This is a genomic window from Bacillus sp. F56, from assembly GCF_001748205.1.
Classification (GTDB): Bacteria; Bacillota; Bacilli; order Bacillales; family Bacillaceae; genus Bacillus; species Bacillus stercoris.
Window position 1 is genome coordinate 57391 of sequence record NZ_BDFC01000013.1, and the last position, 12456, is coordinate 69846.

At 44.0% G+C, this 12456-nt stretch carries 11 protein-coding genes and 1 pseudogene; 6 read left to right on the plus strand and 6 right to left on the minus strand.

All coding sequences use genetic code 11. The features are described 5' to 3' along the window. Positions 1-11: 11 nt before the first annotated feature. Complete coding sequence (locus BFW96_RS19870; RefSeq protein ID WP_003243854.1) at positions 12-284, minus strand: spore germination protein; 273 nt, start codon at positions 282-284, stop codon at positions 12-14. A 354-nt stretch (positions 285-638) separates the two neighbouring features. On the opposite strand from BFW96_RS19870, the gene BFW96_RS19875 reads away from it, so the two are divergent. The 3 genes from BFW96_RS19875 to BFW96_RS19885 all read left to right on the plus strand — a co-directional run bounded on the left by BFW96_RS19875 (position 639) and on the right by BFW96_RS19885 (position 2182). Further along, positions 639-1235 carry a TetR/AcrR family transcriptional regulator gene (locus BFW96_RS19875; protein ID WP_069840390.1) on the plus strand — a complete coding sequence of 199 codons (597 nt, stop codon included), beginning with the start codon at positions 639-641 and terminating at the stop codon, positions 1233-1235. Further along, a complete protein-coding gene (locus BFW96_RS19880; RefSeq protein WP_069840391.1) occupies positions 1232-1567 on the plus strand; it encodes a DoxX family protein in 336 nt (111 codons plus the stop codon). Before BFW96_RS19875 ends, BFW96_RS19880 begins: the two co-directional genes overlap by 4 nt. Before the next feature lie 141 nt (positions 1568-1708). Beyond that, positions 1709-2182 carry a GNAT family N-acetyltransferase gene (locus tag BFW96_RS19885; RefSeq protein WP_069149046.1) on the plus strand — a complete coding sequence of 158 codons (474 nt, stop codon included), beginning with the start codon at positions 1709-1711 and terminating at the stop codon, positions 2180-2182. A gap of 135 nt (positions 2183-2317) precedes the next feature. On the opposite strand, the gene vmlR is transcribed toward BFW96_RS19885, so the two are convergent. From vmlR to dinB, 3 genes are all read right to left on the minus strand, one after another. Then, complete coding sequence (gene vmlR / locus BFW96_RS19890; protein WP_069840392.1) at positions 2318-3961, minus strand: ABC-F type ribosomal protection protein VmlR; 1644 nt, start codon at positions 3959-3961, stop codon at positions 2318-2320. Positions 3962-4282: 321 nt separating this feature from the next. Next, a complete protein-coding gene (locus BFW96_RS19895; RefSeq protein WP_040084042.1) occupies positions 4283-5659 on the minus strand; it encodes an amino acid permease in 1377 nt (458 codons plus the stop codon). 171 nt (positions 5660-5830) lie between these two features. Further along, positions 5831-6349, minus strand: a complete 519-nt coding sequence (dinB, locus tag BFW96_RS19900; RefSeq protein WP_069840393.1) for a damage-inducible protein DinB — start codon at positions 6347-6349, stop codon at positions 5831-5833. Positions 6350-6510: 161 nt separating this feature from the next. On the opposite strand from dinB, the gene BFW96_RS19905 reads away from it, so the two are divergent. Next, positions 6511-6969: a MarR family transcriptional regulator gene (locus tag BFW96_RS19905; RefSeq protein ID WP_069840414.1), complete on the plus strand. Its 459-nt coding sequence runs from the start codon at positions 6511-6513 to the stop codon at positions 6967-6969. After that, on the plus strand, positions 6966-9623 hold the full coding sequence (locus BFW96_RS19910; protein ID WP_069840394.1) for an MMPL family transporter: 2658 nt from the start codon (positions 6966-6968) through the stop codon (positions 9621-9623). Before BFW96_RS19905 ends, BFW96_RS19910 begins: the two co-directional genes overlap by 4 nt. Before the next feature lie 161 nt (positions 9624-9784). Here the strand turns inward: BFW96_RS19910 and BFW96_RS19915 are convergent, their stop codons facing one another. Continuing rightward, entirely contained in the window at positions 9785-10414 is a 630-nt protein-coding gene (locus tag BFW96_RS19915; RefSeq protein WP_069840395.1) for a nitroreductase family protein, read from the minus strand. A 15-nt stretch (positions 10415-10429) separates the two neighbouring features. After that, positions 10430-10923, minus strand: a pseudogene (locus BFW96_RS19920) (MarR family transcriptional regulator). 310 nt (positions 10924-11233) lie between these two features. Between BFW96_RS19920 and BFW96_RS19925 the strand changes: the two are divergent. Next, entirely contained in the window at positions 11234-12442 is a 1209-nt protein-coding gene (locus BFW96_RS19925; protein ID WP_069840396.1) for an MFS transporter, read from the plus strand. Positions 12443-12456 lie beyond the last annotated feature (14 nt).

Sequence of the window (12456 nt, forward strand, 5' to 3'; positions counted from 1 at the left end):
ACGAAACCCCTTTAATCTAAAATTGGCGGTGGTGCAATCGGAGGAGCATTAACATTGGATGTATCAGAGTTGCCGATAGATGTCTGGTCATTTACATCAGGATCGTTTAAGAAGTTTTCCATAACCGATTCTGTAGGTGAGGTATCACCGAAAGAAGAATTGGTCCCTTGAGATTTTTGATTGTTGGTAGGGCTGTTATAAGCAGCTTCGCCTATTGTAATTGAACCATTGCCCGAAATACTGTTGATCTTCAAATAATATAGGTTGATTACTGTAGACGGCATCCCATCACACCCTTCCATCTTTCTGTACAGTACATTATGCGCCGCTGCACCCAATTGTTCCTTGCTTTTGCTGGCAAAACTCTATCTGGCCCCGGAGTGATGCTCGTTAGAAAAAAAGAATAAAGTTTGTCACAGCCTGAATGTCAATCTATTCAGCAAATACTTATCAGTGAATGAAAAGCCATTGATATAGGAATCAATGAATTGATTGAGTTATTCGAAATACATGAGACCCTTTAATAAAGGAAGCTGGCAAATAAGATCAGTTTGAAATCATTGACAATGAAGCTAATGCCATGAAATAATACTTTTGAGTAACATTACTTGTGGGTATTATTTTGGGGGTGGTCCTAGTTGAAAAGTAAAGGACGTAAAGGAGAAGAAAGCCGAAAACGATTACTCAAAGCTGCCGCTAATGAATTTTCGATTCGGGGATTCCATGACACGAAGATAAGTGAGATTGTAAAAAAAGCTGGGTTCACGCAGCCTTCATTTTATCTGTACTTTCAAAGCAAAGAAGCCATCTTTGAGGAATTAATCACCGATTTTCACTCCCGAGTAAGAAAGCTGACAGAGTCACTCCTCTTGGAAAACGGATTACACACGGAGGATGTGTCAAAACGGGTGCTGTCTGCTGTGGAATCTGTTTTTCAATGTCTGGCTGAAGACAAGGATGTAACCAGGATCGGCTTTTTTCTCAACCCGGAAGCGAAACAAATGAAAAAAGACCTGGCGATGGTTTTGAAAGGAAACCTAGAAGCAGAACAGCGGCTTGGCTATTTTCACTCCGAGCTGGACATGGAAACGGTCGCTGAATGTTTGATCGGCATGATCGAACATTTAACGGATTCCTTTTTGTTAACCGGAATCAAAGATCCGGCAAGTCTCGCCGCAGAGGTTGTGAATCTTTTAATATACGGGATGCTTCCAAAAGGGAGTGACGTAAGATGATATCTACTATTTTGAAAGTCAGTTTGGCAGTTTTTATGCTTGTGGGAGGCATCATCAAGGTAAGCCGCGTTCCCTTTCAAGTTGAGCATTGGCGGCATTATCAATATCCATTATGGTTTCTGACTGTTACTGGCATTCTTGAAATAGCCGGGGCACTTGCTATGACAGCGGGAATTTGGAATCGGTATGCAGCGTTAGGAGCAGGTGTGCTGTTTGTCGTTCTCATGGCGGGAGCAATTCATGCGCATATTTTTCGAGCGCGGCAATCGGTCCTTATGACAATACCTGCGATGATCTGTTTGATTGTGTCTATCATGATAATCATGGTGTAACAAACCCATATGCAGGAGATCTCCTTCTCTTATTGAATAATAGAAAGTCCCAGGTATTAACCGGGTAATTGAAATAGAGCTCCATTTCTGCGTTATTCGTCCGGCACCAGCTGGGCTTTTTTTATAAAGGAGGAGTACAGAATGACATTAACTTTAGAAGCCATGACTTTGAAAGAATTCGAAGCCTTTCGCGGGATGTCCGTGCAAAATTATGCGAAACAAAACATAACGTCGGGAACTTGGACGGAAAAAGAGGCGCTTGAGAAATCGGAGCAGGCATATGAGAACATGATTCCGAACGGGCGAGACAGCAGCAATCATTATTTTTGGAACATCACAAATGTACAAGGGGAAAGAATGGGCTGGCTCTGGCTGTATGCTGATCCGTTTCATCCGCAAAAGGAAGCGTTTATCTATTCCTTTGGATTGTATGAAGCCTTTCGCGGAAAAGGACTGGCTCAATTGGCGCTTCAAACGCTTGATGAAAGAGCAAGAGAGCTTGGTGCGGAAAGGCTGGCCCTTCATGTGTTTGCGCACAACGAGACAGCCGTCTATCTTTATCAGAAGATGGGTTATGCCATGACCAATATACGTATGCGGAAACAGCTAAGCTGAAAAGCCGCTACGTTACCCAAACACAGCATGCCTATCTGGAAGCGGTGATAGGGGTACTATAAGTCATCTTTTTGAAAATATAAAGAAAAAGGACAACAGCTGTTGTCCTTTTCAATGCCGCTTGAACTTTCCCCATCAGTCTTTTTTGTCTTGATCATCCAGCTCTTTTATCCGTTTCGTAAGCTCGTTGAAAGCCTGATCAAGCTCCTTATACCCTTTATCATTTGGCGTCATAAAACTGAGCTTTCCCAGCACTTCTTGTCTTTCTGTCTCAAGCTTTAACCGAAGCTCCTCCCGCTCATTTCTTTCTGAAGGAGTGTTGTTTAACTGCTTTTCGATGCCGTTGTTTGAGATGACGAGTTTACTGTTTGTTGTTTTTTCGAGAAAGTAGCGGTCATGTGAAACCGCCAGCAATGTGCCGCTGTATTGGGACAGTGTTTCTTCCAGCTGTTCGCGTGACGGCAGGTCGAGATGGTTTGTCGGTTCATCTAAAATCAGCACGTCTTTTTCCTCCAGAATATATGCCATCAGCTTGATCTTTACACGCTCACCCATACTCATATGCTTGATCGGTTCAGTCCATTGGACGGCTGTAAAACCTAAGTGCCTCATCAGATTTTGAACGTGCCCCCTTGCTTTGAATGTTTCATTCTCAAATAACTCTTCCGGTGTTTGTTCTAAAGGCAAATCAAACACCTCCTGCGTTAAATAGCCGATGTTGGCGGACGGCGACACCCATACGCTTCCTTCTGCTGTTTCCTGTCCAAGAATGATATTCAGCAATGTCGTTTTTCCGCTGCCATTGGGGCCTATGATCGCAACCTTTTCGCCGTGCTGAATTGTAAAGTTTGCGTTTTTAAAGAGAGTCCTTTCTCCAAAAGCCTTCGTTACATTCTGAACTTCCAAAAAACGTTTTCCTGTTTTGTGGGTTGTATCGATTGAAAAGCTGACTTTATATTCTGGGGTAACGGGTTCCGCCTTTGCTTTTTCCAGCTCTTTTTCCAGCCGCTTCCGCTTGGACTTTATTTGGGCATCCGTACGCTTCGCTTTTACCCGGTGATATTCTTTAAACCCCTCCTTTTTCGTCGATTGGGCGTGGGCTTTTTCCGACCAAGAAGCGAGCTCATTCATTTGTCCTTCAATTCGTTCAACCATTTTTTGCTGCTTTTCATATTCGCGCTGCTGGGTGAGTCTTCTCTTCTCCCGGAACTTCATATACCCGGAGTAATTCCCTTTGAATTCAACCAGCGTCTGATCCTCGAGAGACCATATTTTTGTGGCGGCTTCGTCTAAAAAATATCGATCGTGAGAAACGAGAATCACAGTGCCGTTATAATGTTTCAGCTGTTGTATGAGAAATTGCAAGCTTTTTTCATCAAGGTGGTTTGTCGGTTCATCTAACAGCAGCAGATCTGCATCCTCTGAGAGTCCTTTCGCCAGCCGCGCTTTCAGTTTTTCACCGCCGCTTAACTGATGAAATTCCCGAAGGGGCACATGCCATTTCTCCAGTAACTTCTTTTCGGCAGGTGTCTGATTGGCAAAGGAATACGCCGCGGTTTCCTGTTCGACCAAAGCCATTTTTATATCCGCACGAAGGATTTGTCCTTGTGCAGGGGCCAAGTCGTTGTGAATAAGGTGCAGCAGCGTAGATTTCCCAGCGCCGTTTTTGCCGATAATCCCAATGATATCTCCTTGCTGAACACTGGCATTTACGTTTTTAAAAACAGATAGATCCTTCACTTCGTAGCTCACGTTTGTTAATGTTATCATCTCTTTCATCCATATCCCTCGCTTTAAAGGGAGAATAAAAAAATCCTCCCAAATGTGTTGGAAGGATTAGCCGTGCCTGTGCATGATCAAATAAGCTATTCTTTATAAATAGCGGTGTCGTTTATATAGAAAATGGGCAGACTAATCCTATTTTTTCTGATTTGAAATATTGATTTCAAACGGTAAAAATAAGATTAGTTAATCATTGTCCACCCATCATCCCTTCTTGTTTTGATTACAAACACTATAGCATACCTTCAAATTCAAAAGCAAAGGTCATTTTCATCAAAAAAACTCCTGCTCTCATTTCTGAGGCAGGAGTTTCGAGTCTTATTGATGCTTCGCTTTTCTCACTTTATAAATCACAATCAGCAAAATAAACCAAACCGGTGTGACAAATAAGGAAACACGAGTATCCTGTGCCAGTGCCAGCACAACCAGAACAAACGCCAGGAACGCAAGAATCAGGTAATTTGTAAACGGATAAAGCGGAAGCTTAAACTTGTTTGTTTTCGCTAATTCAGGTCTTGTTTTACGGTATTTCAAATGGCAGATGACCGTAATCCCCCAAATATAGATAAAGCATACGGTTGAAATACTTGTGATCAGGGTGAATACGCCTTCTGGCATGATGTAGTTTAACGTAACACCGATTAAAATCACGATAGCTGAAAAGAATAAAGCGTTTCTAGGCACTTTACGCTGAGTCAGTTTCGCCATTGACTCCGGCGCATTGTGATCTTTCGCCAGGGAATAAACCATACGGCTTGTACTGAATACAGCGCTGTTGCATGCTGAAGCAGCGGATGTTAACACAACAAAGTTAATGATGCTTGCAGCCCCGACGATGCCAACCGCGACAAATACTTGTACGAATGGGCTTTCGCTAGGATTGATGACATCCCAAGGATAGATGCTCATAATCACGAGAAGAGCACCGATATAAAAAAGCAGCACACGGACAGGGATATTGTTAATCGCCTTAGGGATTACTTTTTCAGGGTTTTCTGTTTCACCGGCCGTAAGCCCGACAAGCTCAATGCCGACAAAAGCAAATACAACCATCTGGAACGAGAGGATAAACCCGTGCATGCCATTCGGGAACAGGCCTCCATGGCTCCAGAGGTTTGTGAAGCTGGACACTCCAGAGCTTGTGGAAAAGCCTTTGAAAATCATCACAAGGCCAATGACGATTAACGCCAAGATGGCAATGACTTTAATCAAAGCAAACCAAAATTCTAATTCTCCAAAAAGCTTGACTGTCGCCAGGTTCATAATCAGTAAAATAATAAGAGCGATTAAGCCGGGCACCCATTGCGGCACACCAGGGAGCCAATATTGAGTGTAAAGCCCGACGGCTGTCAGATCAGCCATCGCAATGGAAATCCAGCAGAACCAATATGTCCAGCCGGTGATAAAGGCTGCCATATCGCCTAGATAGTCTTGTACAAAATCCACAAAAGAGTGGTAGTTCAAATTTGATAACAGCAGTTCACCCAGCGATCTCATAATTAAAAAGCAAATGATTCCTGTGATCATATAAGCAAATAAAATCGACGGTCCGGCAAAATGAATCGATTTGCCAGAGCCGAGAAATAAGCCTGTCCCAATAGCCCCGCCGATGGCGATAAGCTGGATATGCCTGTTTTTCAAGCCTCTCTGCAATGTTTGCTGATTTATATTGTCTTTCGTCATGTCGTCTGTCACTTTATGTGTTCCTCCATTAAAAATTGATTATTGAGTCAGCAATCTATTTTTAATGATTATTATAACACTAAAATTTCTATCTTTTTTACTATAAAGGGTATATGAAAGGAAATTTTAATGTGATTTGGACTATTCAGCAAAAGAAAGCAGCTCCATGTAGAAGCCGCTTTCCTATGCCTGTTCAGTTTTTTGCATGTACAGGTAAAGCCCATAATCTGTCGGTGCGGATGCGTATCCTGCCTGCCGCAGCATTGCCGTCATATTGCCGCGATGGTATGTTCCGTGATTGACAACGTGGGGAATCAGTTCGGAAACAGTTGTTTTCATGATTCCGCCTGAGGGATTTTGAATCTGGAGGGGCTGATTGAGCTGTTCTTTTTGCTGTAAAAATAGTGTGTAGCGCTCGGATAACTTCAGAAACAGGTCTTCCATTTCCTCCATTTCTTTTGCCTCTGTCTGTTCTTTTAGCTGTTCAGCTAACGCCAAAGCATCGCTCATCGTTTTGCCGGAAAACACTTCAATCCAGCCGAGATCAGAAAGGTAAACATGAGACAATACATGGGATATCGACGGAAACACACTTTGAATGTCTTGATGGTATACCTCTTTTGGAAGCTCTTTTAATCGGTTGAAGATTTGCTGATTGGCCCAGATGTTATATTGATACAATTTCAGTGCAAAATCTGACATGTCAATTTTCCCCTTTCACGGTTATAACTCCTATTATACACGAACGAGTGTTCCAGATGTTCATAAATAAAATATGTTGACAGATATAGTTTAGAGGAATAAACTAATTAACATTAATCATAAAGTTTAGCAGGGTAAACTACAATGAGGAGGGGAAGATGTTGAATGAACAAAAGCTATGTCAGGCGATAAACCTGTTTGTGGAGGTTCTGCTTGAAGGGACAGAGTTTGTGCATCGTGAAATCAATCAGGATGTCTTCAAGCATATCTCAAGGGAACAGGCAGACCTGCTGAAGATTTTAAAAGTCAAGGGCCCAACCTCTCCCGGCAGCCTGGCCATGTACCAAAATGTACATAAGAGCGCGATTTCTAACCGACTGAAAAAGCTGCTCGAAAAGGGATTGGTTCAATGGGACGACTGTCCGGCAAAAAGTGATAGGCGTTCTAAGCTTATTAACATTACACCCAGTGGTGAACACATACTAGAGGAATTAGATTCTGCCATCTTTAACGCGCTCAAAGAGCTGATCGATGATATAGATGAGGAACACGTAAATTCCATCATAGAGATATTCACTATTTTAAAAAGCAAATTTAAAGGAGGAGATTCTGCCGAATGAGAGCCATCATCAAATTCAAGTGGGCAATTGCAGCCATTATATTAGCGCTTACCGTCGTATTGAGTTTATTTTCTCCGAACTTAACGGAGCTGGCCAATCAAAAGGGGCAGGCCCAGCTTCCCGCTGATGCTGTTTCAGAAAGGGCAAACGCCATTTTAAAACAAGCGGGAGAAGACAATCATTCGATTAGTGTCGTCTTTACATTAGACCACGCTCTAAAGAAAGAAACAGAGGATCAGCTCCGGACAATGATCGATAAAATCAAAAAGATCGATGGTGTAGAAGAGGTAACATCTCCTCTGTCAGCGGAAAAAGAAGTCAAAGACCAGTTGATGTCGAAAGACAAGAAAACCGTTCTCATTCCTGTCACGATTACAGGTTCTGATAAAAAGGCGGAAAAAATCGCGGACGAGATTTATCAAATCGTTCCCGATGATTTGACGGCATATATTACGGGAGCTTCCCTTATTAATCAGGATTTCGCTCACAGCTCAGAGGAAGGGCTTAAGAAAACGGAAGTGATCACAGTCTGCCTGATCATCGGTTTACTGCTGATCGTGTTCCGATCTGTTGTGACGCCTTTTATACCGATTGTAGCAGTGGGTTTTTCTTATCTGATCAGTCAATCCATACTTGGCATCCTTGTATACTATGTTGATTTTCCTATCTCGACGTTTACGCAAACCTTCTTAGTCGCGATTCTGTTCGGCATTGGAACAGATTACTGTATTCTGCTTCTTACACGATTCCGTGAAGAATTGGCAAACGGGCATGACAAAAAAGAAGCGGCGCTTATCGCTTACCGCACAGGGGGAAAAACCTTATTCATCAGCGGATTCGCGGTATTAATCGGATTTTCCGCGTTAGGATTTGCGAAGTTTGCGATTTTCCAATCCGCCGTAGGAGTAGCGGTCGGTGTGGGAATCTTAATGATCATTCTCTATACACTGCTGCCATTATTTATGGTGACACTGGGTGAAAAATTATTCTGGCCATCAAAGAAAGTGCTGTCGCACAGTGACAACAAATTATGGGCGTTTCTTGGCAAACACTCCGTTGCGCGTCCGTTTCTGTTCATTGCCATCACGGTGGTGATTACGCTTCCGTTCATCTTGACCTATGATGACCAGATATCATTCGATTCAACTGCGGAAATCAGCAGTGATTATCAATCAATCAAAGCTCTCGAGGCCATCAAGGACGGATTCGGGGAAGGAAAAGCGTTCCCGATCAACGTTGTCGTAAAAGGAGACAAAGATCTCACAACAGCTGATACAATCCCTTATCTCGGAAATATCAGCAAAGCGATCGAGAAAGTCGATCATGTTGACTCTGTCATGACCATCACGCAGCCGACTGGTAAAAAAATCAAAGATTTATATATTGATAACCAGCTAGGGTCGGTTTCAGACGGGCTGGATAAGACGGTAAAAGGGATTGCCGATGTCCAAAATGGATTAACAGATATAGAAAACGGCCTGAATCAAATGGCAGGGCAAACCGGCTCGGCCTCAAATAGCGGCTCTGGTGGTTCACTGGGCGATGCCGCAGATGGTTTGGGCAAAATCAATCAGCAGCTGCAGCTCGTGAGCAAACAGATTTCCCAAACCGGCAATACCGCACAGACCGTGCAGCAGCTTACAGCAATCAGCGGACAGCTTGGCCAGATTCAAACCGGCCTTGAACAAGCAAACCAGCAGCTCTCAGGCCAGCAGGCACAAGCCGGAACATTGACAGAAAGCCTGAAGAAGCTGTCAGAAGGCGTGAAGAGCGCAAATGAAGGCCTGACGAAAGTCTCTGACGGCATTACAGCTTCCAGTGATATGTTAGAGGACATGAGCAAAAGTCCAACTGTAAGAGATACAGGCATATTTATTCCTGATCAAGTAATGAAGGACAAAGACTTTAAGAAGTCAATTGACCAATATTCCTTTGCAGACGGCAAAGGTGTTCAATTAAGCGTCGTTCTGGATTCAAATCCCTACTCAGAACAAGCCATTACGACAATCAACAAAATCAAAAAAGCTGTCGCAAACGAAGTAGACGGCACTCCTCTGGAGGATGCCCAGATCGTGTACGGCGGGGTCACGAGTATGAATGCGGACTTAAAAGAGCTGTCCACAACGGACTTCTCCAGAACGATGGTGATCATGATTATAGGCCTGTTTATCGTGTTAACCATTTTGTTCCGCTCCATGATCATGCCGATTTATATGATCGCGTCACTGCTGCTGACGTACTATACGTCCATATCTATCACAGAATTGATTTTTGTAAACGGCTTAGGAAACGCCGGCGTCAGCTGGGCAGTACCATTTTTCAGTTTTGTTATCTTAATCGCGTTAGGGGTAGATTATTCGATCTTCTTGCTGGATCGATTTAAGGAAGAGGTGCACCTTGGCATTCAGCAAGGTGTTGTCAGGTCAATGAGCAAAATGGGATCTGTCATTATTACAGCTGCTATTATACTGGCCGGTACGTTCGCGGCGATGATGCCTTCAGGCGTCAATACGCTGATGCAGGTGGCAAGTGTTATCATTATCGGGCTCTTGCTATATGGCCTTGTCATTCTTCCGCTCTTCATTCCGGCAATCATTGCGACCTTCGGAGAAGGAAACTGGTGGCCGTTCGGCAGGAAGAAAATAAAAGAATAATAGAAAGAAGAGTGATGAGTGGTCATCACTCTTTTTTCATGACTAAACGACAAAATCAAATCAAGGGTTAACTTCAGACATGTTAACCAAAAGGTCAGGCGGTCGAACGGCGGCTATACTTAAAATTAAAGAGCCCGGAAAACATTCCTGGGCTCTTTGTTTTATTTCCATTCTGCAATTGTATCAATCGGCAGGCGGTAGGAAGCATAGCCTTCGTCTGCTGCTTTTCCGATAGAAAGCAGCATGACCGGTACATAACGTTCTTTATCCAATCCGAAGGTTTCCGCGATGTTTTCTTTATCGTATCCGCCGATCGGGTTTGTATCGTAGCCGTGCGCGCGTGCAGTCAGCATCAGCTGCATGGAAACGAGGCCTCCGTCAATCAGGATCGTTTCGCGGTTCACCTGTGCCGGAAGCTTTTCAAAATGAGCGGTCAGCGCGGCGATTTGTCTGTCTTTGACCTCCTGCGGCATATAACCGAGTTCAACGGCTTTAGAATAGATTTCTTCTAAGTAGTCATCATTGTTCATGTCTGCAAATACAGCGATGACAGCAGATGATGTTGTGACTTGTGTTTGGTTAAAGCTTGCGAGCGGTGCGAGCTTTTCTTTTCCTTCCGGGCTGTCAATGACAAGAAAACGCCATGGCTGCGCGTTAACAGAAGATGGCGCAGTTGTTGCTTCCTCTAAGATTTCAGTCATCTCTTCTTTGCTGATTTTCACTGTCGAATCATAGTTGCGAATCGAACGGCGGCCTTTCATAATTTCCATAAAATCGTTTGTTTTGATCATGTTGATACACTCCTCTTATGCTTCAATATTGTTTATGTTGTTCCGCATGCGCCCCAGCACATCAATGAGCAGGCGGCGCTCTTCTGCGCTTACATTTGCGAGCATTTCCTTCATGAAACGCTCCTTTTCTTTCTTAGAAGACTCGATTCGCTCTCTTCCCTGATCTGTAAGCCGAACAAGGGTGATGCGATTGTCCTCAGGCTTGCGCCGTCTTGACACCATGCCTTTAGCTTCAAGCTGTTTCAGATGTCTGGTAACGGCTGCGCTATCGATATTTACTTTCTTTTGAAGGTCGCTTTGACTGATCTCATCTGCATGATAAAGCAATGTCAGCAATTCCAAACGAGATTGGCTGATGCCCGTGCATGCCTCGAACTTCACACCAATCACCTTGTTCACGCCTTGCAGCTGATATAAAATCTCGGCTTCCTCTGAACAAAATGACGCCAAAACCCATCCCTTCTTCCTGTCAAAATTATTAATTGATATATCAATGATTGACACGTCAATTAATATACAACGATTGATTTCATCTTGCAAGTCATTTGCGTTTTTTTAAAAATTTCCAGTATATAAAACTCGCTAGGCTAGAGCTTAGCAAAAAAAGCTGGCCGTTTCTTCAGATGGCGCTGATCACGATGATTCCCCGGCCCATTCCCTTTTGAGGTGTTTGGAATATCGCTTTGCCGAGCCAGTAATCAAGCGGCTTTCATAGGTTGAAAGTTATGATACAATATACAAATGTTTCACAGCTTCAATCCATTATTGGAGCTGACATCCATTATATAAGGGATTAGGTTGAAGGGAAGGTTTGATAACATGCAGCACAATCCAACTGGAAAAGAACGCTTGGCACTGGCGTTTCTGCTCGGCATGCTTGCTATATTGGGCCCGCTTAATATAGATATGTATTTGCCAAGTTTTCCTGAAATCGCGGAAGATTTATCAGCGAGTGCTTCACTTGTTCAGTTAAGTTTAACAGCCTGTCTGGTCGGACTTACGATCGGCCAGCTGATTGTCGGGCCGGTCAGTGATGCGCAGGGAAGACGAAAACCGCTATTAATCTGTATTTTTTTATTTGCGTTATCCTCTCTGTTTTGTGCACTGTCGCCCAATATTACAACTTTAGTGGCTGCGCGTTTTTTACAGGGATTCACTGCTTCCGCAGGGCTTGTCCTGTCTCGCGCAATCGTCCGCGATGTGTTTACCGGAAGAGAGCTTTCTAAATTTTTCTCGCTGCTCATGGTGATTACCGCCGTGGCGCCGATGGTTGCGCCTATGACAGGCGGTGCCATTTTGCTTTTGCCGTTCGCAACGTGGCATACAATTTTTCATGTCCTAATGATCATTGGATTTTTGCTGGTTCTTCTGATTGCATTGAGGTTAAAAGAAACGCTTCCGCCGGAAAAACGGATTCCAAGCTCAATCGGAACATCCGTCAAAACGATGGGCAGCCTGCTGAAGGATCGGTCCTTTATGGGGTACGCGTTAACTGTCGGGTTTATTCACGGAGGAAGCTTTGCATATGTGTCCGGTACGCCTTTTGTATACCAGGATATCTACGGGGTGTCTCCGCAGGTATTTAGTATCCTTTTCGGCATTAACGGCCTGGCCATTATATCAGGCAGCTTTATCATCGGGCGCTTCGGCGGAATCATTCACGAAAAAAGCCTGCTTCGCATGGCGGTCATTACGGCTATGATTGCGACGGCTGTGCTATTAACCATGACTGTCATTCACGGTCCTCTTGCCACATTAGTCATATCCATTTTCATTTACATGATTACGATCGGCATGGTTCTGACCAGCACGTTCACGCTGGCCATGGAAAAGCAGGGGCACCGCGCCGGAAGTGCAAGTGCACTGCTTGGAATGCTTCCGCTGCTCCTCGGTTCGATTGTGTCACCGCTTGTTGGCATTAATGAGACAACAGCCGTTCCGATGGGAGCGATTATGTTTGTGACAGCTGTCATCGGCTCACTGGCGTTTTTTGGATTGACGAAAGAACGAGTAGGGCAGAATTCATAAAAAAACCTGACATG